General features: G+C 43.2%; 22 protein-coding genes, 1 pseudogene and 1 riboswitch. Of the genes and pseudogenes, 21 read left to right on the top strand and 2 right to left on the bottom strand.

Annotated features, from left to right (window positions below):
- Window positions 1–6: 6 nt before the first annotated feature.
- The 3 genes from recG (at window position 7) to NE638_RS10790 (ending at window position 3530) form a co-directional block, all read left to right on the top strand.
- Window positions 7–2067 carry an ATP-dependent DNA helicase RecG gene (recG, locus tag NE638_RS10800; RefSeq protein WP_173746180.1) on the top strand — a complete coding sequence of 687 codons (2061 nt, stop codon included), beginning with the start codon at window positions 7–9 and terminating at the stop codon, window positions 2065–2067.
- Between the two features lie 78 nt (window positions 2068–2145).
- Window positions 2146–2745, top strand: coding sequence for a DUF6465 family protein (locus NE638_RS10795; protein WP_173739963.1), 600 nt, complete (start codon window positions 2146–2148; stop codon window positions 2743–2745).
- A 161-nt stretch (window positions 2746–2906) separates the two neighbouring features.
- Complete coding sequence (locus NE638_RS10790; RefSeq protein WP_173746179.1) at window positions 2907–3530, top strand: GDSL-type esterase/lipase family protein; 624 nt, start codon at window positions 2907–2909, stop codon at window positions 3528–3530.
- A 193-nt stretch (window positions 3531–3723) separates the two neighbouring features.
- Here NE638_RS10790 and NE638_RS10785 read toward each other — a convergent pair whose 3' ends face one another.
- Complete coding sequence (locus tag NE638_RS10785) at window positions 3724–3954, bottom strand: alpha/beta-type small acid-soluble spore protein (protein ID WP_015524906.1); 231 nt, start codon at window positions 3952–3954, stop codon at window positions 3724–3726.
- Window positions 3955–4430: 476 nt separating this feature from the next.
- Between NE638_RS10785 and NE638_RS10780 the strand changes: the two are divergent.
- From NE638_RS10780 to NE638_RS10760, 5 genes and pseudogenes are all read left to right on the top strand, one after another.
- Window positions 4431–5060: pseudogene (locus NE638_RS10780) on the top strand (DNA/RNA non-specific endonuclease); the annotation flags it as partial.
- A 173-nt stretch (window positions 5061–5233) separates the two neighbouring features.
- Complete coding sequence (locus NE638_RS10775) at window positions 5234–5629, top strand: methylglyoxal synthase (protein ID WP_015524908.1); 396 nt, start codon at window positions 5234–5236, stop codon at window positions 5627–5629.
- Window positions 5626–6174, top strand: coding sequence for a 16S rRNA (guanine(966)-N(2))-methyltransferase RsmD (gene rsmD / locus NE638_RS10770; protein WP_015524909.1), 549 nt, complete (start codon window positions 5626–5628; stop codon window positions 6172–6174). The genes NE638_RS10775 and rsmD overlap by 4 nt, the downstream gene beginning before the upstream one ends.
- Window positions 6175–6189: 15 nt before the next feature.
- Window positions 6190–6684 (top strand): pantetheine-phosphate adenylyltransferase, encoded by a 495-nt coding sequence (gene coaD, locus NE638_RS10765; protein ID WP_015524910.1) that lies wholly within the window; start codon window positions 6190–6192, stop codon window positions 6682–6684.
- A 12-nt stretch (window positions 6685–6696) separates the two neighbouring features.
- Window positions 6697–7335 (top strand): hypothetical protein, encoded by a 639-nt coding sequence (locus tag NE638_RS10760; RefSeq protein WP_015524911.1) that lies wholly within the window; start codon window positions 6697–6699, stop codon window positions 7333–7335.
- Here NE638_RS10760 and NE638_RS10755 read toward each other — a convergent pair.
- A complete protein-coding gene (locus tag NE638_RS10755) occupies window positions 7312–8247 on the bottom strand; it encodes a hypothetical protein (RefSeq protein WP_059085706.1) in 936 nt (311 codons plus the stop codon). The genes NE638_RS10760 and NE638_RS10755 overlap by 24 nt on opposite strands.
- An 82-nt stretch (window positions 8248–8329) precedes the next feature.
- Here NE638_RS10755 and NE638_RS10750 point away from each other — a divergent pair, with 82 nt between their 5' ends.
- From NE638_RS10750 to NE638_RS10690, 13 genes are all read left to right on the top strand, one after another.
- Window positions 8330–9775, top strand: a complete 1446-nt coding sequence (locus NE638_RS10750; RefSeq protein WP_173746178.1) for an aminoacyl-histidine dipeptidase — start codon at window positions 8330–8332, stop codon at window positions 9773–9775.
- Between the two features lie 278 nt (window positions 9776–10053).
- Complete coding sequence (locus tag NE638_RS10745; protein WP_015524915.1) at window positions 10054–10866, top strand: GTP pyrophosphokinase; 813 nt, start codon at window positions 10054–10056, stop codon at window positions 10864–10866.
- 46 nt (window positions 10867–10912) lie between these two features.
- The gene (locus NE638_RS10740; RefSeq protein WP_173746177.1) at window positions 10913–12787 is read left to right on the top strand and encodes a YgiQ family radical SAM protein; all 1875 of its coding nucleotides are present in this window, start codon (window positions 10913–10915) and stop codon (window positions 12785–12787) included.
- Window positions 12750–13370, top strand: coding sequence for a hypothetical protein (locus NE638_RS10735; protein ID WP_173746176.1), 621 nt, complete (start codon window positions 12750–12752; stop codon window positions 13368–13370). The genes NE638_RS10740 and NE638_RS10735 overlap by 38 nt, the downstream gene beginning before the upstream one ends.
- Before the next feature lie 12 nt (window positions 13371–13382).
- Complete coding sequence (locus NE638_RS10730; protein ID WP_173746175.1) at window positions 13383–14351, top strand: RluA family pseudouridine synthase; 969 nt, start codon at window positions 13383–13385, stop codon at window positions 14349–14351.
- A complete protein-coding gene (lepB, locus tag NE638_RS10725) occupies window positions 14335–14892 on the top strand; it encodes a signal peptidase I (protein WP_118623957.1) in 558 nt (185 codons plus the stop codon). Before NE638_RS10730 ends, lepB begins: the two co-directional genes overlap by 17 nt.
- 12 nt (window positions 14893–14904) lie before the next feature.
- Window positions 14905–15438, top strand: a complete 534-nt coding sequence (locus tag NE638_RS10720) for a Holliday junction resolvase RecU (protein ID WP_015524919.1) — start codon at window positions 14905–14907, stop codon at window positions 15436–15438.
- A 110-nt stretch (window positions 15439–15548) separates the two neighbouring features.
- Window positions 15549–16670 carry an ATP phosphoribosyltransferase regulatory subunit gene (gene hisZ, locus NE638_RS10715; protein WP_173746174.1) on the top strand — a complete coding sequence of 374 codons (1122 nt, stop codon included), beginning with the start codon at window positions 15549–15551 and terminating at the stop codon, window positions 16668–16670.
- Window positions 16670–17308, top strand: coding sequence for an ATP phosphoribosyltransferase (hisG, locus tag NE638_RS10710; protein ID WP_015524921.1), 639 nt, complete (start codon window positions 16670–16672; stop codon window positions 17306–17308). Before hisZ ends, hisG begins: the two co-directional genes overlap by 1 nt.
- Window positions 17309–17358: 50 nt before the next feature.
- Window positions 17359–18669, top strand: coding sequence for a histidinol dehydrogenase (gene hisD, locus NE638_RS10705; RefSeq protein WP_173746173.1), 1311 nt, complete (start codon window positions 17359–17361; stop codon window positions 18667–18669).
- Window positions 18669–19256: an imidazoleglycerol-phosphate dehydratase HisB gene (gene hisB, locus NE638_RS10700; RefSeq protein WP_173746172.1), complete on the top strand. Its 588-nt coding sequence runs from the start codon at window positions 18669–18671 to the stop codon at window positions 19254–19256. The genes hisD and hisB overlap by 1 nt, the downstream gene beginning before the upstream one ends.
- An 18-nt stretch (window positions 19257–19274) precedes the next feature.
- Window positions 19275–20555, top strand: a complete 1281-nt coding sequence (gene hisIE / locus NE638_RS10695) for a bifunctional phosphoribosyl-AMP cyclohydrolase/phosphoribosyl-ATP diphosphatase HisIE (protein ID WP_015524924.1) — start codon at window positions 19275–19277, stop codon at window positions 20553–20555.
- A 171-nt stretch (window positions 20556–20726) separates the two neighbouring features.
- Window positions 20727–21686, top strand: a complete 960-nt coding sequence (locus NE638_RS10690; protein WP_173746171.1) for a M14 family metallopeptidase — start codon at window positions 20727–20729, stop codon at window positions 21684–21686.
- 285 nt (window positions 21687–21971) lie between these two features.
- Window positions 21972–22160, top strand: a riboswitch (cobalamin riboswitch).
- Window positions 22161–22265 lie beyond the last annotated feature (105 nt).

Genomic DNA, 22265 nt, shown 5'->3' with positions numbered 1-22265 from the left:
AAAAAAATGAATGATAAGACACCTTTACGTGAATTAAAAGGCGTGGGTGAGAAAACAGAGAAGCTTTTCCAGAAGATCGGGATCACGACTGCGGAAGAGCTTCTCCGTTATTATCCGCGGACTTACGATATATATGAGGAGCCTGTGGAGATTGCATCAGCAGAGGAGGACAAAACAGTCTCTATCCGTGCCACTATAGCAACAGGTATTTATATTAACCAGATACGCAATCTCCAGGTTCTGACAACAACTGTGGCAGATGCAAGCGGCCGATTGCCGGTTGCCTGGTTCAATGCGCCTTATTTGAGGGGAACACTCAAAAAGGGCAGTGTGTTTATCCTCAGAGGAAAGATCATCAGAAAAAAAGGCCGTCCGCAGATGGAACATCCGGAGATTTTTACCCCGGCAGCTTATGAGGAGATCATTCACAGTATGCAGCCTGTATATGGTCTGACGAAAGGACTTTCCAACAAGATGATCACGAAGTTGGTCCATCAGATTTTGGATACAAGGCCTCTCCATGGGGAATATCTGCCGGAGGAGATACGGGAACGCTATCAGCTCGCAGATGCCAATTATGCGATCCGGACTATCCATTTCCCGAAAAATATGCAGGAGCTTCTCACAGCCAGGAAACGTCTGGTATTCGATGAATTTCTGCTTTTTGTGCTGGCAATACAGCTCTTGAAGGAGAAAACAGAAGAGGCTCCAAATACTTTTCCAATGAAACCAGTATGGACAACCGAGGAGATCATAGAAGGGCTTCCCTATGACCTGACCGGAGCCCAGAAGAATGTTTGGCATGAGATCGAACGGGATCTGAGCGGTCATAAGCTGATGTTCAGGCTTGTACAGGGGGATGTTGGTAGCGGCAAGACCGTGATCGCATTTTTAGCTATGGTACTTTCAGCAGAGAATGGATTTCAGAGTGCTCTGATGGTACCGACAGAGGTTCTGGCAAATCAGCATTACGAAGGCTTTCTGAGGCTGATGGAAGAACAGAATATCGCTTCCTGCCATCCGGTGCTTCTGACAGGATCTACCACAGCCAGACAGAAGCGTGAGATCTATCAGAAGATTGCAGACGGTGAAGTGAATGTGATCATCGGAACTCATGCCCTGATCCAGGAAAAGGTGGAATATAAGAATCTGGGGCTTGTGATCACAGATGAGCAGCACAGATTCGGCGTTCGCCAGAGAGAAGCGCTGACGACCAGAGGAAATCCGCCTCATGTACTTGTTATGAGCGCAACCCCCATTCCCCGGACACTGGCGATCATTTTATACGGAGACTTGGATATTTCGATCATTGACGAGCTTCCTGCAAAAAGACTTCCGATCAAAAATTGCGTAGTAGGAACTTCCTACCGTCCCAAGGCGTATTCTTTTATTGAAAAGCAGGTGCAGATGGGAAGGCAGGCTTATGTGATCTGTCCTATGGTGGAAGAGAGCGAAGGCCTGGAGGCAGAGAATGTTACAGATTATGCCAGAAAGCTTCAGGAGGTCCTTCCGGGGGAGATCAAAGTAGAAATCCTTCACGGAAAGATGAAGCCAAAAGAGAAAAACAGGATCATGGAGGCCTTTGCTTCCGGCGAGATCCAGGTGCTGGTATCTACCACGGTTGTGGAGGTTGGAGTGAATGTGCCAAATGCTACTGTTATGATGGTGGAAAATGCAGAACGTTTCGGGCTTGCCCAGCTTCATCAGCTTCGGGGCCGTGTAGGGCGTGGAGAGCATCAGTCTTACTGCATTTTTATCCAGGGAAATAATGAAGAAAATACTTCTAAACGTCTGAAGATCCTCAATGAATCCAATGATGGATTTTATATAGCCGGAGAAGATCTGAAGCTTCGGGGCCCAGGAGATCTTTTCGGTATCCGCCAGAGCGGACTGATGGAATTTAAGATCGGTGATATCTACAATGATGCGGGAATCCTGAAGAATGCAAGTGAAGCAGCTGGTGAGATCCTGGCACTGGATTTTGATCTTATCCTGCCTCAGCATAAGGCTTTAAAGGAGCATCTCAAGGGGTATATGAGTGAAGAACTGGAAAATCTGGGGATCTAACCTTGCGTTCTTTCACAAAAAGTGATATCCTAAAATTCGAGAAAAGATTAACAAATCCCTTGTAAGGAGGCTATAAACATGGCTAGAACAAAGAAAGCTGCAACCAAGACAACTGTAAAAACGGCTTCAGTAAGCGAGACTCCTGCAAAATCTGTAGTAACCGCATCCGAAGAGAAAGCCGTTAAGGCTGAGACACCAAAGACAGACGATGCAAAAGCTTCTGTAGAGACAAAAGCAGCTGAGAAGACAGCAGAGGTAAAACCTGCTGCTGCGAAACCAGTAGAAGAAAAAGCAGCAGAAGTAAAATCTGATGAAGAGAAAACAACAGCTGTAAAATCAGAAGAGCCGGCTAAGAAAACAGCCGCCAAGAAGACAACAACACGAAAAACTGCTGTAGCTAAGAAAACAACAACCAGGACGACTGCTAAGACAACAGCAGCTAAAACAACAAGAAAGACAGCAGCTAAAAAAGCTGAACCAGTGACAGAAGTATATGTTCAGTACTGGGGCAAAGAGATACATACTTCAGAGGTTGCTGACAGGATCAAAAAGATCTGGACAGAAGACATGGGCAAAAAAGCCTCTGAACTGAAAGACCTCAAAATCTACATTAAACCGGAAGATAATGGTGCACATTATGTGATCAACGGAGATGTTACAGGATTTATCGGACTGTAAAAAGAATCTCTGATAAAAAGTATATAAAAGAGTATGTAAGATGGCCTGCTATAGATAAAATCTGTAACAGGCTATTTCTTTTGTGTATTTGACCAATGTAAAAGAGCGTGATATGATTCATTCAACCAATATACATACTAAATAGATAGGAATATAATAGAATGAAACAGATATTATGCTTTGGAGATTCCAATACATGGGGATATGACGGAGAGAGCAGAGAGAGACTTCCGTGGGGAGTACGCTGGACAAGTCTTCTCCAGGAAAAACTGAATAAAGAAGAATATCGTGTGATCGAGGAGGGACTGTGCGGAAGAACAACGGTTTTCGAAGATCCGCTCCGCGATGGAAGAAAAGGAACTGCACTTCTTCCCACACTTCTGGAAACACATGCCCAGGTGGAAGTGATCACGCTGATGCTGGGAACTAATGACTGTAAAACTGTTTTCGGAGCATCCGCAGATGTAATTGGAAAGGGAATCATAAGATTGCTGGATCAGGTCCAGGAATATGCACCAAAAGCGAAAGTCCTTCTCATGGCTCCGATCTACCTGGGAGAAAAAGTATGGCAGGAAGGATATGACCAGGAGTTTTCCAGAGAGTCTGTGATCGTTTCCAGAAATCTGCAGCCTGTTTATGAAAAAATCGCAGCTGAACGTCATATCCGTTTCCTCCCGGCAGCATCCTATGTACATTGCTGTGACGCAGATCAGGAACATCTGAATGCAGCAGGACATAAGGAATTTGCAGAGGTTGTATATCGGAAAGTACAGGAATTGCTGTAAATAAATATAGGATTTTAAGACTTTTGGATCTTATTGCCTGTATAATGTGTGGATATGTTTGTGAAATAAGATCTCTTTTTATATAAAATAAAAAGATGTTGTCTGGCAGGTTTTCAGTTCTGTCAGACAGCATCTTTTTTGCATGAGCTTAGATCAACTCAGCATAGCAATGAAACTACCTGCGCGTACAGATTTAGTACTGCTGGCCGCCCTGGGAGTTGCCGGACATCTGACGCTCCTGTGCCTCGATCATCTTTTTGACCATATATCCGCCTACGGATCCATTCTGTTTGGAAGTCAGGTTTCCGTTGTATCCGTCTGTAAGCGGAACACCCAGCTCGTTTGCTACCTCATATTTGAAACGGTCAAGTGCGCCCTTTGCTTCCGGTACAACTGCTTTGTTAGAAGAAGTGTTACTTGGCATAATTCATTTCCTCCTTGGTTGTTATTTGGTTTACTGTTACATTGCTAGTATGTGAAAACCATAAAATAATACACTGGCAGTTAAAGGAAATTTAACATATAAAAATATTTCCGTTCATAAATTATACCGCAGTAAAAAAACGAATGTATGGTTGCTTTTTGAGTAGAATTGCGGCTATAATAATCTCTGCATCACATATAATATCTGTCAGACAAAAAAAGTAAGGGGGTCCCGTGAAAAAGAAGCGTTATCCTACATACAAACGAAAATATAAACGAAAAAAACAGCCCAGGCGAAAAATACTCACAGCCATTATACTGTGTGTCATCCTTGCAGTATGTAATGGCTGGATGCCGCCGCGGAGTCTGAAAGAGGTAAAAGATCAAAGCCGGATCTTCGGACAGGTATTTCTTACATATATAGAAGAAAATGCACAGATCCTCTGGGAAGATATTTCGGAATCCGCTTCCGATGCAGTGACAGGATTACTGAAACAATCTCAGACGAAGACAGGAGGGCAGACAGAATCTGTTTCTCTGGATCAGATTCCGGAATACAGCGGCAGTCCATATGTGGAGATCAATGGAAATATACCCTCTTTTTCTGATGAAAAAAGCGCAGGACCTGCATACGAATTTTATAGTGAACTAGATTCCCTGGGGCGCTGTGGTTATGCAGAATCCAAGGTCACACCGGAGCTGATGCCTGATGAAGAGCGAGGAGCGATCGGAATGGTGAAGCCTACAGGATGGCATACTGTAAAATATGAAAATGTAGATGGCAGGTATCTGTATAATCGCTGCCATCTTATCGGATATCAGCTGACTGGAGAGAATGCAAACAGGAAAAATCTTATCACAGGAACCAGATATCTCAATGTGACGGGAATGCTTCCTTTTGAAAATGAGGTTGCAGATTACGTGCACAGTACAGGAAATCCCTGCATGTATCGTGTAACTCCGTTTTTTAAGGGAGATGAACTGGTAGCCCGGGGTGTGGAAATGGAAGCCGAATCCGTTAAAGACCAGAAGATATCTTTCCATGTTTTTGTTTATAACATACAGCCGGGAATTGAAATTGATTATACTACAGGAAACAGCTGGGAAGAATAGAGTATATGGAGTAACGCCGGGGAAAATATTAATTTTTCATGAATTTACATGAATTAAATTGCACTTTTTTGGGCGTTATGCTAGAATCAGTTACAGAGTTATATGATTTTACCTATATAAAGGGGAGAAAAGGGATGTAACCCAAGGGCAGAATGGAGAGGTGAATTATGAATTTAGGAATTATTGCGCATAACAGTAAGAAAGTTCTGATTGAAGACTTCTGTATTGCATACAAGAATATCCTTGCCAAACATGAAGTATATGCAACCGGAACAACAGGAAGAAGAATTGAGGAAGCAACCAGTCTTCACGTTCACAAGTTTCTTGCCGGAAGTATAGGCGGAGACAAGCAGTTTATGGAGATGGTAGAGCGTCAGGATCTGGATATGGTGATCCTGTTTTATAACCCTGTCATGATGGATCCGGTAGAGCCGGATATCATGAGCATTGTCAAACGCTGCGACCAGTACAACATTCCGGTTGCTACAAATATTGCCACTGCGGAACTTCTGATCCTTGGACTGGCCCGCGGTGATCTGGATTGGAGATTAAATCTGAAATGAGAGTCATAGCAGGAAAAGCACGTAGATTAAACTTAAAAACCATTCCCGGAAATGAGACACGACCAACAACAGACCGTATTAAGGAAACTCTTTTTAACATTCTCCAGCCTGAAATACCGGGTTGTCGGTTTCTGGATCTGTTTTCCGGAAGCGGAGCGATCGGTATTGAAGCTCTGAGCCGTGGAGCCGAGTATGCCGTATTTGTAGAAAAAAATCCCAAAGCATGCACTTGTATCCGCGAAAATCTTTCATTTACAAAACTCACGGATGGTGGTAAACTGCTGAACATGGATGTGCTTCAGGCACTGCGTTCACTGGAAGGCGGAGAACCATTTGACTGTATTTTTATGGATGCACCATACGAACAGCATCTGGAACAACCAGTCCTTGAGTATCTGGCTGACAGCACTCTTGCAGATGAAAACACGCTGATCGTTGTGGAGGAAGATCTACATACGGATTTTTCTTATGTAGAGGACCTTGGATATCATCTGGTACGTTCCAAGGAATATAAAACCAACAAGCATGTTTTCCTAAAAAAATGAAAGAGAGACAGACATATGATAACAGCAGTATACCCGGGAAGCTTTGACCCGGCAACCTATGGCCATCTTGACATCATTAAGCGGGCAAGCATTTCATTTGACCGGGTTATAGTGGGAGTTTTGCATAATTCTGCAAAAAGTCCGTTGTTTTCTGTAGAAGAACGTGTTAAGATACTAACAAAGGCGACAAAAGATATCCCGAATGTGGAGGTGAAAGCATTCGAGGGCCTGTCAGTGAACTTTGCCAGGGAAAACCATGCCCAGGTGATCGTTCGAGGGCTTCGTGCTGTCACGGATTTTGAATATGAACTGCAGATGGCCCAGACTAATCGTGTTCTGGCACCGGATGTGGACACCGTTTTTCTTACAACCAGTCTGGAATATGCATACTTAAGCTCCACGATCATGAAAGAAGTTGCTAATTTCGGAGGAGATCTGAGCAAATTCGCTCCACGTGAGATTACGGATGCAGTCGAAGAGAAATTGAAAAAAAGAGAAACAGAGAAATAAGGAGAGTGTATTATGAGCAGCAGAATTGAACAGATTATTCAGGAGATTGAAGAGTATGTGGACAGCTGTAAATTCCAGCCTCTTTCCACTACCAAGATCGTAGTGAACAAAGAAGAGATTGAGGAGTATTTACGTGAACTTCGTCTGAAAACTCCGGATGAGATCAAACGTTATCAGAAGATCATCAGCAATAAGGATGCGATCCTTGAGGATGCTCAGGCTAAAGCTGACAGTCTGATCGCAGATGCTCAGGCCAAAGCTCAGGAACTTGTTACACAGCATGAGATCATGCAGAAAGCATATGCACAGGCAAATGAGACCATAAATGCTGCAAACAAGCAGGCTCAGGAGATTCTTGATTCTGCAACACAGGATGCAAACAGCATTCGTCTCAGTGCGATCACATACACAGATGATATGATGGCTAATATCGGTTCTGTCCTGAATCAGACACTTGAAGATGCCGGTGGTAAATACAAAGCATTTATTGATGCTCTGCAGAGCTGCCTTGAGGTTGTTAATCATAATCGTCAGGAGCTTGCACCACAGACTGCTCAGGCAGCGGCAATTTCCAATACCTTCCAGGATGATGACAGTTCTTCTATAACAAAAGAAGACGAAGATCTGTTAGACGATATCGGAGAAAACTAGGATCAGGAATATCGCACTGGCGTTCAGACATTTTGAAATAGCGTAGGGGATCAGTGACAAACTGTTTTCCAATACGCTTTTTGTCTGAGCCATGACGCAAAAGCCACCAAAAGAAGTCAGGAGCATAGAAGCAAGGTATCTGCTTTTCCATGGCAGTGGTGCGCCGGCAATCTGTTTCAGCCCGGTAGTTAGTTCCAGTGGTGCTGTGAACAGCATACAGCTTTGTGCATGAAATGGCCAGTAAAAGCTGATACTGGCGAGTATCAGTGAGAAGAGGAGAATATAGCCCCCGAGACGTGTGATGGTTTCAAATCCGTCCATGATCGAGACATCCAGGATGACTCCTATGGAGTCCTGTTGGTATGTCTCTTTTTTTATCTTGTTTACGCAGACAGAGTCCACGGTATGCCCACGATATACAACGAAACGAAAAAACAGCATACAAAAGAGATCTGCCGCCAGAAAAGTGAGGATCATCTGTACTGCTGATATCTTATTTTTCAAGAGTATCCCGGAAAGATAGGAAATGATAAATGCGGGACTTGCATTGCAGCTAAACGTAAGAAGATATTCCCCTTCTCTGCGGGAAATCTGCTGGTCTATGTACAGATCATGTGCCAGTTTGGCTCCCATAGGATATCCGCATAACAGACCCAGGATCAGAACATAGGCTCCAGCAGGTGAAAGCCCGAAAAACGTTTTCCAGAAGAAAGCAGATGGTTTCAGAAGCTTCCGGATATTTCCAGTTTTTAATAATGCTCCTGTCAGGATCAGAAATGGCAGCAGAGTGGGAATCATGATATTCAACCACAATCCAAGTCCATTTTTTACTCCGGTAAGAGCTTCTTTTGGGTGAAAAAGCAGAAAAAGCAACAGGCAGATATAGAAAAATATGATTATTTTTCGTTTCATAAAAACAGGTCCTTGCTTTTTTTACAGTATATGATTATTATAAAAGACAAATGAATTTATGAAGCAGAAGGAGGCAGAATTTATGCCAGTATTAGAAAATTGTGAACCAAAGAGAGTTTTTCATTATTTTGAAGAAATCTGCAAGATTCCTCATGGTTCCAGAAATACAAAACAGATCAGTGATTTTCTTGTGGAATTCGCGAAGGATCATGGATTCAGATATGTACAGGATGAGCTGAATAATGTAGTGATCTATAAGCCAGGCACACCAGGATATGAGAATTCTCCCACAGTGATCATCCAGGGCCACATGGACATGGTATGTGAAAAACGACCGGATGTAGATCATGATTTTACAAAAGATGGTTTGAACATCTCTGTAAAAGATGGTTATATCACAGCCAACGGAACAACTCTTGGCGGTGATGATGGTATTGCAGTTGCTTATGGCCTTGCCCTTCTTGACAGTACAGATATTCCACACCCTCCTCTTGAAGTACTGCTCACGGTTGATGAGGAAATTGGTCTTCTTGGTGCAGTCGGTCTGGACTGCAGCGTGCTGAAGGGAAGAAGATTTATCAATCTGGATTCTGAAGCGGAGGGAAGTCTCTGGATCAGCTGTGCCGGCGGTCTTTCCGGTATCAGCCATATCCCTGTCCAGCGCGTAGAAGGAGAAGGAGAAAAGGTACAGGTCAAAGTCTGTGGACTTATGGGCGGACATTCCGGTGCCGAGATTGACAAGAACAGAGCGAATGCCAATAAACTTATGGGACGGTTTCTTTACGAACTTAAGAAAAAAGCGGAATATGCCCTTATTTCTCTTACAGGCGGACAGAAAGACAATGCCATTACAAGAGAGTGCACCGCAGAATTTCTTACGGATTCCGTTGCTGAGGTAAAAGCTTACGCAAAAGAGCTCCAGGAGCAGCTCCGTGAAGAATATACTGGTTCTGACGAAAACATTACTTTTGAAATAACAGAAAAGGGTACTGCAACAGCAGAGGTTCTTCATCCTACAAGTCAGGAAAAGATCGTATTTTATCTGCAGAATGTACCATTCGGAATCCAGAAAATGAGCGGAACCATCAAAGGCCTGGTGGAAACCTCCAGCAATATCGGTATCCTCCGTCTGGATAGGGACGAGCTTTTTGCAAGTTCCAGTGTAAGAAGCTCTGTAGACGCTGCATGCAGTGCATTATCTGATAAGATTGAGTATCTCACAGAATTTCTTGGTGGTGACTATGAAGTACAGGGTGCATACCCGGCATGGGAGTACAGAAAGGAATCTCCATTACGAGATAAAATGGTTGCAGTTTTTGAGGAAATGTACGGACATAAGCCTGAAGTCGTAGCGATCCACGCAGGCCTTGAATGCGGGCTTTTCTATAAAAAAATGGAAGGACTGGACTGTGTATCCCTTGGACCGGATATGAAGGATATCCATACATCCGAGGAGGTTCTCAGCATTGCTTCCACAGAAAGAGTATGGAACTATCTTGTACAGGTTCTCAAAAATCTGAAAGACTGATCCCGTTCGGAGTATGTTCGAACTTTTACCCTGGAGAGACGTAAGGTTTCTCCAGGGTATTTTTATGCCCTGATAAAAAATATTCATAAAATACAGAATTATACATATATATAGATTTGTGGATGCATCACACAAAAAGGAAAATAATTCTATAATTTTTTAATAAAAAATTGATAAACAATCCCTTTTTTTTCAAAACATATGTTATAATAAAAAATGTATGCCGCTGTCACCAAAACCAAAAAGAGACTGGCGGCAGATGATAAGGAGCGAGCAACATGGAAATACAGTTATGGCGAAGTATTTTGTGCCCTTACGAGCTGGCTGTCAAAGAACTGACAGTCAAGTTTAAACATATGATAGAAGAGTATCACGAAAATGATCGTTATTCTCCCATTGAACAAGTCAGTGGAAGAGTAAAAAGTGTTTCCAGTATCCTGGAGAAAATGCAGCGTAAAGATATCCCGATCGAACAGCTGGAAACAGAAATGGAAGATCTGGCAGGAGTACGAATCATTTGTCAGTTTGAAGAAGATATCGATACCGTTGCTGCGATCATCCGAAAAAGAACAGATATGGAAGTCAAAAGTGAAAAGAACTATCTGACGCATATCAAGCAGAGCGGTTACCGGAGTTATCACATGATCCTTTATTATACAGTGGAGACTATTCATGGGCCGAAACGGCTTCAGGTAGAAATACAGATCCGTACCATGGCAATGAATTTCTGGGCAACGATCGAACATTCCCTTCAGTATAAATACAAAGGTGATATGCCTCCTCATGTAGCAGAACGTCTTAGTAAAGCATCCGATGCGATCATTTCGCTGGATCATGAAATGTCTTCTGTGCGCAATGAGATCATGGATGCCCAGAATTCATCTCAAATGCAGTCCAATCTTGTAAAGGATATTCTGAATAATATTGAAAATCTCTACCGTGTTTCCAGTGAACGGGAAGTCAGCAAAATACAAGATGAGTTCCTGCGGGTATTCAAAACCAAGGATCTGCGTCAGCTGGAACGCTTCCACAGGCAGCTGGATATCATTGCAGAGGGTTATCGTGCCCAGGCAGTCCATCACAGCATATGAACACAGGGCAGACAGTACTAATACACATACATACGAGGAATTATAAATGCAGGATTTTTTACCAGTTACAAGAGAAGATATGAAGTCAAGAGGCTGGGATGAGTTGGATTTTGTCTACGTGACAGGAGATGCCTATGTGGATCATCCGTCTTTTGGATCTGCGATCATTGGACGTCTTCTGGAAAGCAGAGGATATCGTGTAGGCATGATCCCTCAGCCTGACTGGCGAAAGAAGGAGAGCATCCAGGTGTTCGGGGAACCGCGCCTGGGTTTTCTCGTTACAGCAGGAAACATGGATTCCATGGTGAATCATTATACGGTTTCCAAAAAGCACCGAAGCACAGATGCCTATTCTCCGGGAGGAAAAATGGGATTAAGACCGGACAGGGCTTCTGTTGTATACAGCAATCTGATCCGGCAGACCTATAAACATACGCCTATCATTCTTGGTGGAATCGAAGCCAGCCTTCGAAGAATGGCACATTACGATTATTGGGAAAATAAGGTCAAGCACAGTATTCTGATCGATTCCGGTGCGGATCTGATCTCTTATGGAATGGGGGAACATTCCATCCTGGAGATCGCAGAAGCCCTGCAAAGCGGGATTCCGGTCCAGGAGATCACATATGTGGCAGGGACGGTTTTTAAAAGCCACGATATCAGCAGGGTTTACGATCCGGTGGTCCTTCCGTCATTTGAACAGGTACAGACCGATAAAAAAGCTTATGCGGACAGCTTTGCCATTCAGTACCGAAACACAGATCCATTTACAGCAAAGCCTCTGGCAGAATCTTATGGGAACCGTGGATATGTGATACAGAATCCACCATCTCAGCCTCTGACGCAGATGGAAATGGACGATGTTTACGATCTGCCTTATACAGGACGATATCATCCCATGTACCAGAAAGAAGGCGGGATTCCGGCACTGAAAGAGATCAAATTCAGTCTGACCAGCAACAGAGGATGCTTTGGAAGCTGTAATTTCTGTGCGCTGACCTTTCATCAGGGCCGTATCCTTCAGACAAGAAGTCACGCTTCCATTCTGAAAGAAGCTGAAAAGATGACGGAGGATCCGGATTTTAAAGGCTATATCCATGATGTAGGAGGCCCTACGGCTGATTTTCGTTATCCTTCCTGCAAAAAGCAGCTGACAAAAGGAGTCTGCAAGGAGCGGCAGTGTCTGTTTCCTTCTCCGTGTAAGAATCTGACGGTAGACCACAAGGATTATCTTCAGCTTCTCAGAAAGGTCAGGAATATCCCCAAAGTTAAAAAAGTTTTTGTCCGTTCCGGCATCCGGTTTGATTATCTGATGGCAGACCCGGATAAAACTTTTCTTAATGAGCTTGTGAAATATCACGTCAGCGGTCAGCTGCGGGTAGCACCAGAGCATGTTTCTGATGAAGTCCTGAAGTTTATGGGCAAACCCAGGCACGAGGTTTATGAGGGCTTTCTGAAGGAATATGAAAAAGCAAATGCGCGGACTGGTAAGCAGCAATATGCCGTTCCGTATTTCATGTCGTCCCATCCCGGGTGTACAATGAAGGAAGCCGTGAAGCTTGCGGAATACGTCCGTGATCTTGGATTTACGCCGGAGCAGGTTCAGGATTTTTATCCAACGCCATCAACACTTTCTACCTGTATGTATTACACAGGAATCCATCCGCTGACAGGTGAAAAGGTATATGTGCCGAAAAATCCACACGAAAAAGCAATACAGCGAGCACTGATGCAGTATAAAAATCCGGAAAATCGCGAACTGGTCCTGGAAGGACTTAAGATGACCGGACGTATGGATCTGGTCGGCTTTGGACCGAAATGTCTGATCCGTCCCAGAGAGCTTCATAAAAAAGCCAAAAAAACACAGACAAGGAGTTCGGCACATGAAAGATACCAGAAAAAGAAAAACAAAAAAAGGTGATTTCGGTTATTTTAACAGCGAAAAAAAACGAAGACTCCTGATCACCGCAGGATTATTTTCGCTTCCACTGCTCATTTTCTTTGTGGCGTGGGCCGTCAACGGAACAAGAATGACAGTCTGGACGGTTCTGACCGTAGTAGGCTGTCTGCCAGGATGTAAATCCATGGTAAGCCTGATCATGATCCTGTTACGTCATCCTATGGATGAAAAGCTCTATAAAGAGATCCGCAAGCATGCCGGTGACTTGGTCATGTCCTATGAAATGTACATGACTTTTTATGAGAAAAGCGGTTATCTGGACGCTGTTGCCGTGTGCGGAAATACAGTAGTGGGTTATACCAGTGATCCAAAAGCAGATATCGCCTACCTTGCAGAGCAGTCACAGAAAATCATCCGTAAAAACGGATATAAAGTAGATGTAAAGATCCTGAGGGAACTGAAACCCTATCTGGAACGTCTGGATTCCATGAATGAGCACAAAGAATCTTTGAGAAACGGGATTAAATTCACGCCGGATGAGCGATACCCGGATCTTTCCAGGGAAGAACTGATCAAACATACGATCCTGGCAATCTGTCTGTAGGAGCATTATATAATGAAAGAATTTATCATTAACGAAAACGAGGCCGGACAGCGTTTTGACAAATATCTGGCCAAGCTTCTCCGTGAAGCTCCAAAGAGCTTTTTCTACAAAATGATGAGGAAAAAAAATATCACGCTCAATGGAAAAAAAGCCACCGGGAATGAAAAGCTGTTTTCAGGAGATCATGTAAAACTGTTTTTAAGTGATGAAACATTTGAAAAATTCAGCGGAAATGATTCTGCTCCACGGGCACATTATGCTCTGGATATCATTTACGAGGATGAAAATATCTTGTTGATCAACAAACCGGCAGGAATGCTTTCTCAGCCTGCTGATGACGGAACCCCTTCACTGGTAGAATATCTGACTGGCTATCTTCTGAAAAATGGCTCTCTTACAGAGAATGATCTGAGAACCTTTCGTCCTTCCGTATGCAACCGCCTTGACCGCAATACCAGCGGACTGATAGCGGCAGGCAAAAGCCTTTCCGGTCTGCAGGAACTTTCAGGGATGTTCAAGTCCAGGGAACTTCATAAATATTACCTCTGTCTTGTGGAGGGAGTTTTAAAAGAAGAAAGATATATCAAAGGTTATCTGGCAAAAGATAAAAAAAGCAATAAAGTAACCATCTATAAACAAGAGAAAGAAAATGCCCTTCCAGTGGAAACAAAGTATTATCCGTTGGGTACCAATGGAACCCGTACCCTTCTTAAGGTTGAACTGATCACAGGACGTGCACATCAGATCCGAGCTCACCTTGCTTCGGAGGGACATTCGGTTGTTGGTGATCCCAAATATGGAAAAGCCGATAAAAAACTGAAAGGACAGCTGCTTCATTCTTTTCGAATGGAGTTTCCATCTATGAAAGGAAGCCTGTCATATTTATCCGGGAAGGTCTTTACAGCACCGCTTCCGGAAATCTTTCTCAGAACACTAAAAGAGGAAAAGTTGGAGGAGAGTTATTATGAAAATCTGGAATGAAATATGGGATTACGTCAAGATGATTATCATCGTGGTAGTTGTAGTCCTGGTTATCAACAATGTAGTACTGATCAATGCAAAGATCCCGTCAGAATCTATGGAAAATACCATTATGACCGGGGATCGTATCTTTGGCTATCGTCTGGCCTATGGTCTGAATATGGATGTATTTGGTCACGAGATCTCAAAAAAATGGAAAGATCCGGAACGCTTTGACATTGTGATCTTCAAATATCCGGATGATGAGTCCCAGCTGTTCATCAAACGTATCATCGGTCTTCCCGGAGATAAAGTAGAGATCAAAGATGGTAAAGTTTATATCAATGATTCGGAGACACCTCTGGATGATTCCTTTGTGCCGGAAACTCCTCTTGGAAGCTTCGGACCATACGAAGTACCGGAAAACTGTTACTTTATGATGGGAGACAACCGTAACAATTCCAAGGATTCCCGATACTGGCAGAATACATATGTACAGTTTGATCAGATCGTCGGAAAGGCGGAGATCCGTTATTTCCCATCCATCAAACTTCTAAATTAAAGGGCAGACTTTATGGCAACATGGAACAGCAGAGGACTTCGTGGTTCTACTCTGGAGGAACTTATCAATCGTACCAATGAGCAGTACAGGGAAAAGGGACTGGCCCTCATCCAGAAAATCCCGACGCCGATCACTCCGGTCAAAATGGATAAAACCTCCCGGCATATCACGCTGGCATATTTTGAACAGAAAAGTACCGTAGATTATATCGGAGCAGTACAGGGAATCCCTGTCTGCTTCGATGCAAAAGAATGCTGTGTAAAAACTTTTCCCCTTGCGAACATTCATCCTCATCAGGTAGCATTTATGGATGAGTTTGAAAAGCAGAAGGGGATTGCTTTTTTTCTGATCTATTTCAGCGCAGATAATGTTTTTTATTATCTTACCCTTCGTAAGCTGAAGGAATTCTGGAAAAGGATGGAAGACGGCGGACGAAAAAGTTTTCGTCGGGAAGAGCTGGACGAGGAATTTTATCTTTCCGGAAAAAATGGATTTCTGGTTCCTTATCTGGAAGGGATCCAGAAAGATCTGCAATTACGGGATTGACTTTTGGAAAGGTTTCCTATATAATCAAATTTAAGTTTTTCTGTGGTAGCATGGTAGCGAATTAAAGCGGAACGCAGAAAATCTCAAAACGTGTTACGGAGGAAATGAACATGCAGCGTATTTTTCATACACCGGAAGGTGTGCGGGACATTTATGGAGAGGAATGCAGCCGCAAAAAACGGCTCCAGAGGGAGCTCCACCAGGTGTTTTCAAGATATGGATATGAAGATATAGAAACACCGGGATTTGAGTATTTTGAAGTGTTCAGCAATGAAGTAGGAACGATCCCATCCAAGGATTTATATAAATTTTTTGACAGAGAGGGAAACACACTTGTCCTCAGACCTGACTTTACACCGTCTGTTTCCAGAGCATGTGCAACTTATTTTGATCCGGAAAAAGGACCTGTAAGACTTTGTTATACCGGAAATACATTTATCAACAATTCCAGTTACAGAGGTCAGATGAAGGAAAATACTCAGATGGGTGTTGAGCATATGGGAGATGATTCTGCAGCAGCAGATGCTGAGCTCCTTGCTATGACCGTGGAGTGTCTGAAGGCAGCAGGACTTACCGAATTCCAGGTTAGCGTAGGCCAGGTAGATTATTATAAATCCCTGCTTGCAGAGGCAGATCTGGAGCCGGAGATAGAAGAGCATCTTCGTGAGCTGATCTCTCAGAAGAATTATTTTGGTGTGGAAGAGCTTCTTAAGGGACAGAATTTAGGCGATAACCTTTCCAAGGCTTTTGCTGAATTGCCTCAGATGTTCGGTTCAGCAGAAGTGCTGGAAAAAGCAAAAAAACTCACCTCCAATCCGGAAGCACTTTCTGCAGTAAAACGACTGGAAGAAATTTATGAGATCCTGAAAGTATACGGCTGTGAGAAATACATTGCTTTTGATTTTGGAATGCTCAGTAAGTTCCGTTATTATACAGGGATCATTTTCCAGGCTTATACATATGGAACCGGTGAACCCCTGATCAAAGGCGGACGCTACAACGAATTGATGAAGCATTTCGGAAAACCGGCTTCTTCCATTGGATTTGCCATTGTGGTTGACAACCTGATGCTCGCGCTTTCCAGACAGAAGCTGACCGTTCCGTCCGGTGATAAGACCATTGTGATCACTTATGATCCGGGAAATTTGAAAAAAGCGATCCAGGAAGCAATGGAGCTTCGAAATAAAGGCAAAAAAGTGGCATTGTGCCCGGCAAAGGAGGAGCAGGACTGATGAGATATCTTACATTTGCCCTCACAAAAGGGCGTCTGGCCAGCAAAACACTGGATATGTTTGAGAAGATCGGTATTACATGTGAGGAGATGCGTGACAAAGATTCCCGAAAGCTGATCTTTACCAATGAGGAACTGAAGCTGAAGTTTTTCCTTGCAAAAGGTCCGGATGTGCCGACTTATGTAGAGTATGGTGCAGCAGATATTGGTATCGTAGGTAAGGATACCATTCTGGAAGAAGGAAGAAAGCTATATGAGGTTATGGATCTTGGATTTGGAGCATGCCGCATGTGCGTATGCGGCCCTGAAAGCGCCAGAGAAGTCCTGAATAACAATCAGCTGATCCGTGTAGCTACAAAATATCCAAATATTGCAAAGGATTACTTCTATAACAAAAAGCATCAGACTGTGGAGATCATTAAGCTGAACGGTTCCATCGAGCTTGCACCGATCGTAGGACTTTCCGAGGTTATCGTGGATATCGTGGAAACCGGAAGCACCCTTCGCGAGAATGGCCTGAAGGTGCTGGAAGAAGTCTGCCCGCTGTCTGCACGTATGGTAGTTAATCAGGTCAGCATGAAAATGGAAGATGAACGGATCCGCAAACTGATCACAGAACTTCGAGGTGTGATCAAATAAACCGAATAACAGATGAACCTCCAAAATACAGAAAGAAGGCAGAATTTATTATGCGTAAGGTAAAACTCACCAAAGAATCTACAAAAGATATTCTGGAAACTCTCTTAAAAAGAAGTCCTAATAATTATGGAAAATACGAGGATGCAGTAGCAAATATCCTTGCCAAAGTAAAAGCAGAGGGAGATACCGCGTTATTTGCATTTACCAGAGAATTTGATAAAGTCGAAGTGACAAAGGATACGATCCGTGTAACCCCTGAGGAGATCGAGGAAGCATACAAGCTGGTAGATCCTTCCCTGATCGATGTGATCAAAAAAGCATTGGTGAATATCCGCAGCTATCACGAAAAGCAGCTTCAGAACAGCTGGTTCACAAGCACAACAGACGGAACCATGCTTGGTCAGAAGGTAACCGCTCTGAACTGTGTAGGTGTTTACGTTCCCGGTGGAAAGGCTGTATATCCGTCTTCCGTGCTGATGAATATCGTTCCTGCAAAAGTTGCCGGTGTTGACCGTATTGTAATGACAACACCTCCTGGAAAAGACGGAAAAGTAAATCCAAGCACACTTGTTGCTGCCAACGAAGCCGGAGCAGATGAAATCTATAAAGTGGGTGGTGCACAGGCCATCGGAGCACTTGCATATGGAACCGAGAGTATTCCAAAGGTTGACAAGATCGTAGGACCCGGAAATATTTTTGTTGCGCTTGCAAAAAAGGCAGTTTATGGATACGTAAGCATTGATTCTATTGCCGGCCCAAGCGAGATCCTCGTTCTTGCAGATGAGACTGCAAATCCTCGTTATATTGCAGCAGATCTTCTTTCTCAGGCAGAACATGATGAGATGGCATCTGCGATCCTGATCACAACAAATGAGGAATTTGCAGATCAGGTAGATGAAGAAGTCAGAGGTTTTGTTGAGGTACTTTCCAGAAAAGCCATTATTGAGAAATCCCTGGAGAACTTTGGTTATATCCTGATCGCAGAAGATATGGACGAGGCCATTGAGGCTGCCAATGAAATTGCTTCTGAACATATGGAGATCGTCACAAAGAATCCTTTTGAAGATATGATGAAGGTACGAAATGCAGGTGCGATCTTTATCGGAGAGCACAGCTCTGAACCCCTTGGAGATTATTTTGCAGGACCAAACCATGTACTTCCTACCAATGGAACTGCCAAATTTTTCTCCGCACTTTCTGTAGATGATTTTATCAAAAAATCCAGTATTGTATATTATTCCAGGGAAGCACTCCGAAAGATCCACAAGGACATTATCCAGTTTGCCACATCGGAACAGCTGACTGCACACGCAAATTCCATTGCAGTCCGTTTTGAGGAAGAGGACAAGGAGAACGAATAATGGCAAGAGAAGCACTGATTGAAAGAAACACAAAAGAAACGCAGATACGTCTGCAGCTGAATATTGATGGAACAGGAAGTTCCGATATTGATACAGGCATTGGCTTTTTTGACCATATGCTGGACGGTTTTACGCGCCATGGACTGTATGATCTTACACTGAGAGTCCACGGTGATCTGAATGTAGATGATCATCACACCATTGAAGATACGGGGATCGTCCTTGGAAACGCTATCCGCGAGGCAGTTGGCGACAAAAAAGGGATCAAACGTTACGGCAGCTGTATCCTTCCTATGGATGAAGTGCTTGTGCTCTGCGCAGTAGATCTTTCCGGAAGACCTTATCTCGGATGGGATGCAGAGTTTTCTACGGAAAAAATAGGAGATATGGCTACAGAGATGGTAAAGGAATTCTTTTATGCAATATCCTATTCCGCGGCAATGAATCTTCACATCAAGGTTCTTTCCGGAGGAAACAGCCATCATGTGGCAGAGGCCATGTTTAAAAGCTTTGCGAAAGCCCTTGATGCAGCAACACAGTACGATTCCCGGATTACAGACGTGCTTTCTACCAAGGGAAGCCTCTGATACAGAAGGAGACCACTTATGAACAAACAGTTGATCCCATGCCTTTATCTTCATTCAGAAAAGGCGGTAACAGGATTTGGACAGAGAAATCTTTTCGGAGACGGAAATGTAGAAACACTTGCAAAATTTTACGGTGACAATGGGGCAGATGAGCTTCTGGTATTTGACTTTTCTTCCGCAGATGCAGAGCATGACCGTGCGATCGGAAAAATCCGTGATATCTGTCAGGTATCTGAGATCCCGGTGATCGCAGCGGGAAATATCAAACGTATGGAAGATGTAAAAAAGCTGATCTATGCGGGATGTGCCAAAGTTGTACTGAATTTTTCGAAAGAGAATAATATCAAGCTTCTGGAAGAAGTATCCCGGCGCTTTGGAAAAGAGCGTATGATGATCAGCATCTCTGATCTGAGAGAATTCACAGAAAATCAGGATCTGATCGAAACATATGCAGACACTGTTCTGGCTTTGGACACTGTCGAAAATGAAATTGCAGAGATTTCTCAGATTTCCATTGTTCTTCATACCGATGAAAACAGATCTGAGAACGTTCTGGAGCTTTTAGGAGAACCAGCTGTGTCCGGACTTTGCGGTGCTTATGTAAGCAGTCTTGAAAATGATCTGCATACATTTAAGGAAACTTGCGAAGAAGCCGGAATTCCGGTAAACACATATAAAAGTAATATTGCATGGTCGGACTTTAAATTAAACAGTGACGGAATGGTTCCGGTTATTGTCCAGGATTACCGGACGGATGAAGTACTGATGCTGGCCTATATGAATGAGCTTGCTTTTAACACAACATTGAAGCTTGGAAAAATGACATACTGGAGCCGCAGCCGGAATGAGCTCTGGACCAAAGGTCTGACATCCGGACACGTACAGTATGTAAAGTCTCTTACCATTGACTGTGATAATGATACGATCCTTGCCAAAGTGGAGCAGGTGGGCGCAGCCTGCCATACAGGAAACCGTACCTGTTTCTTCAAACCGCTGATGAAAAAAGAGTACGATGATACCAACCCACTTCACGTGTTCCAGAATGTGTATGATGTGATCACTGACCGAAAAGAACATCCAAAGGAAGGTTCCTATACCAATTATCTTTTTGATAAAGGAATCGACAAGATTTTGAAAAAAGTCGGTGAAGAATGCACAGAGATCGTCATTGCAGCCAAAAATCCGGATAAAGAAGAGATTAAATACGAAATTTCAGATTTTCTTTATCATATGATGGTACTCATGGTGGAAAAAGGAGTCAGCTGGGAAGAAATCACCAAAGAATTGGTAAAAAGATAAATTATATATCATTCAGGAAAAAAGCTTTTGTACGTCGGATCAGAATGAACGGTTACGAAAGCTTTTTTCTGTTTTCCCGGAATCTTAAAAGAATATGTACAATTTCGGTTAGGCATGATATACTTATCGTCAAAAGTGCGGAAATATAAAAAAGGAAAAGGGAAACAACCAATGATCAAAATTGATGACTGGGTGATTGAAAAAGGAGAGAAGGCACAGGGGAAAATTAAGATCACAGGATACGGCATAGCAATGCCGGCAACTGTGATATGCGGAGTGAAAGACGGACCGACGATATTGATCACAGCGGGAATACACAGTGCGGAGTATGTAGGAATCCAGGCGGCAATGGAACTTGCAAAAGAATTTCAACCGGAAGAACTGAAGGGAAATGTGATCATCGTTCCACTGGTCAATGTCAGTGGCTTTGAGCATCGCACCATGAGTCTGGTCTATGAGGATGGCAAGAACCTGAACCGCGTTTTCCCCGGAGATCCTGAGGGAACAGCTGCAGATCGTATTGCCTATGCTATAGTGACAAAGCTTTTTTCCATAGCAGATTATTATATCGACCTGCATAGCGGAGATGGGTTCGAACAGCTTCATCCCTATGTTTATTATGTAGGGGTTGTAGATGAAAAGACAGCAGAGAAATCATTACATATGGCACGGCATATCGGCGTAAAATATGTGGTCCGTTCCACAACCGCCACAGGTGGCGCCTACAATTATGCTTCTTCTCTTGGAATTCCAAGTATTCTCATCGAAAGAGGCGGACACAGCTACTGGACCTGGGAGGAAGTAGAACAGGATAAAAGAGACGTCCGTCACCTTGTTTTTCATCTCCAGGGAAAGAAATGTCATGGTCTGAAGCATTACCGTCAGATGCTTCTTGAAAATGTAGTCTATGAATATGCGCCGTATACCGGATGCTGGTATCCATCCAAGAAGCCTGGAGAGTACTTCTTTAAGGGAGAAGAACTGGGTGAACTGAAAGATTACTATGGAAATTTACTTTACACATCTATTGCAACTGAAAACGGAGTCGTACTTTATCAAACAGCCAGTCTGAACATTATTGAAGACGGACCAATGATCGCATATGCAGCGATCACGGAGACTCTGACCTGATAGTAAACAACCTTTTCAGAACGCTTCTGTCTGAAATCATATTGAAACAGTAAGAAAACCGGGTTTTACCATTTGCTATTCTATTTGTAAAAACAGCGAGGTAAAATCCGTGTTTTTTTTAGCAGATCAGATAAATCCAATTGTCATATCCCCCATGGGGGATATATACAATTCAAGCATCTTTAACAAAATTTATGAGTTTTCTAAAAATATAACATTTTTCCATAGACATAAACTATAGTTTTATCATATAATGTTGCAGTAATTTAACAGCATTTGCTGATTTTCACATCAGCCGTTGTAAGTTCTGAGAGGATTAATAGGGAAACCGGTGTAAATCCGGTACGATCCCGTCACTGTAAGGGGGAATCCTCAGACAAAGTACCACTGGTCGAGTACGTGAGAAATAGACCGGGAAGGTGCCTGAGGGTAAGGATCCTAAGTCAGGAGACCTGCTTGCAATTGTTTTAAAATGATTCTTACGGAAGATAGGAAGCATATTTATTTTGTGTGCCCGTATTTCGTCACGGGCTTTTTTCGTGCAAATTTTCTAAAATTCCATGCATATTCTGCATATTA

Origin of the sequence: Blautia sp. MSK.18.38, assembly GCF_024460535.1 — a bacterium.
GTDB lineage: Bacteria > Bacillota > Clostridia > Lachnospirales > Lachnospiraceae > Blautia_A > Blautia_A fusiformis.
The sequence above is the reverse complement of the archived record's forward strand: the minus strand, read 5'-3'. Positions and strand labels throughout refer to the sequence as shown.

What these genes read in the sequence shown, in the direction of transcription:
- recG (WP_173746180.1), top strand. Translation starts at nt 7, where the DNA reads ATGAATGATAAGACACCTTTACGTGAATTAAAAGGCGTGGGTGAGAAA.
- NE638_RS10795 (WP_173739963.1), top strand. Translation starts at nt 2,146, where the DNA reads ATGGCTAGAACAAAGAAAGCTGCAACCAAGACAACTGTAAAAACGGCT.
- NE638_RS10790 (WP_173746179.1), top strand. Translation starts at nt 2,907, where the DNA reads ATGAAACAGATATTATGCTTTGGAGATTCCAATACATGGGGATATGAC.
- NE638_RS10785 (WP_015524906.1), bottom strand. Translation starts at nt 3,954, where the DNA reads ATGCCAAGTAACACTTCTTCTAACAAAGCAGTTGTACCGGAAGCAAAG.
- NE638_RS10775 (WP_015524908.1), top strand. Translation starts at nt 5,234, where the DNA reads ATGAATTTAGGAATTATTGCGCATAACAGTAAGAAAGTTCTGATTGAA.
- rsmD (WP_015524909.1), top strand. Translation starts at nt 5,626, where the DNA reads ATGAGAGTCATAGCAGGAAAAGCACGTAGATTAAACTTAAAAACCATT.
- coaD (WP_015524910.1), top strand. Translation starts at nt 6,190, where the DNA reads ATGATAACAGCAGTATACCCGGGAAGCTTTGACCCGGCAACCTATGGC.
- NE638_RS10760 (WP_015524911.1), top strand. Translation starts at nt 6,697, where the DNA reads ATGAGCAGCAGAATTGAACAGATTATTCAGGAGATTGAAGAGTATGTG.
- NE638_RS10755 (WP_059085706.1), bottom strand. Translation starts at nt 8,247, where the DNA reads ATGAAACGAAAAATAATCATATTTTTCTATATCTGCCTGTTGCTTTTT.
- NE638_RS10750 (WP_173746178.1), top strand. Translation starts at nt 8,330, where the DNA reads ATGCCAGTATTAGAAAATTGTGAACCAAAGAGAGTTTTTCATTATTTT.
- NE638_RS10745 (WP_015524915.1), top strand. Translation starts at nt 10,054, where the DNA reads ATGGAAATACAGTTATGGCGAAGTATTTTGTGCCCTTACGAGCTGGCT.
- NE638_RS10740 (WP_173746177.1), top strand. Translation starts at nt 10,913, where the DNA reads ATGCAGGATTTTTTACCAGTTACAAGAGAAGATATGAAGTCAAGAGGC.
- NE638_RS10735 (WP_173746176.1), top strand. Translation starts at nt 12,750, where the DNA reads ATGAAAGATACCAGAAAAAGAAAAACAAAAAAAGGTGATTTCGGTTAT.
- NE638_RS10730 (WP_173746175.1), top strand. Translation starts at nt 13,383, where the DNA reads ATGAAAGAATTTATCATTAACGAAAACGAGGCCGGACAGCGTTTTGAC.
- lepB (WP_118623957.1), top strand. Translation starts at nt 14,335, where the DNA reads ATGAAAATCTGGAATGAAATATGGGATTACGTCAAGATGATTATCATC.
- NE638_RS10720 (WP_015524919.1), top strand. Translation starts at nt 14,905, where the DNA reads ATGGCAACATGGAACAGCAGAGGACTTCGTGGTTCTACTCTGGAGGAA.
- hisZ (WP_173746174.1), top strand. Translation starts at nt 15,549, where the DNA reads ATGCAGCGTATTTTTCATACACCGGAAGGTGTGCGGGACATTTATGGA.
- hisG (WP_015524921.1), top strand. Translation starts at nt 16,670, where the DNA reads ATGAGATATCTTACATTTGCCCTCACAAAAGGGCGTCTGGCCAGCAAA.
- hisD (WP_173746173.1), top strand. Translation starts at nt 17,359, where the DNA reads ATGCGTAAGGTAAAACTCACCAAAGAATCTACAAAAGATATTCTGGAA.
- hisB (WP_173746172.1), top strand. Translation starts at nt 18,669, where the DNA reads ATGGCAAGAGAAGCACTGATTGAAAGAAACACAAAAGAAACGCAGATA.
- hisIE (WP_015524924.1), top strand. Translation starts at nt 19,275, where the DNA reads ATGAACAAACAGTTGATCCCATGCCTTTATCTTCATTCAGAAAAGGCG.
- NE638_RS10690 (WP_173746171.1), top strand. Translation starts at nt 20,727, where the DNA reads ATGATCAAAATTGATGACTGGGTGATTGAAAAAGGAGAGAAGGCACAG.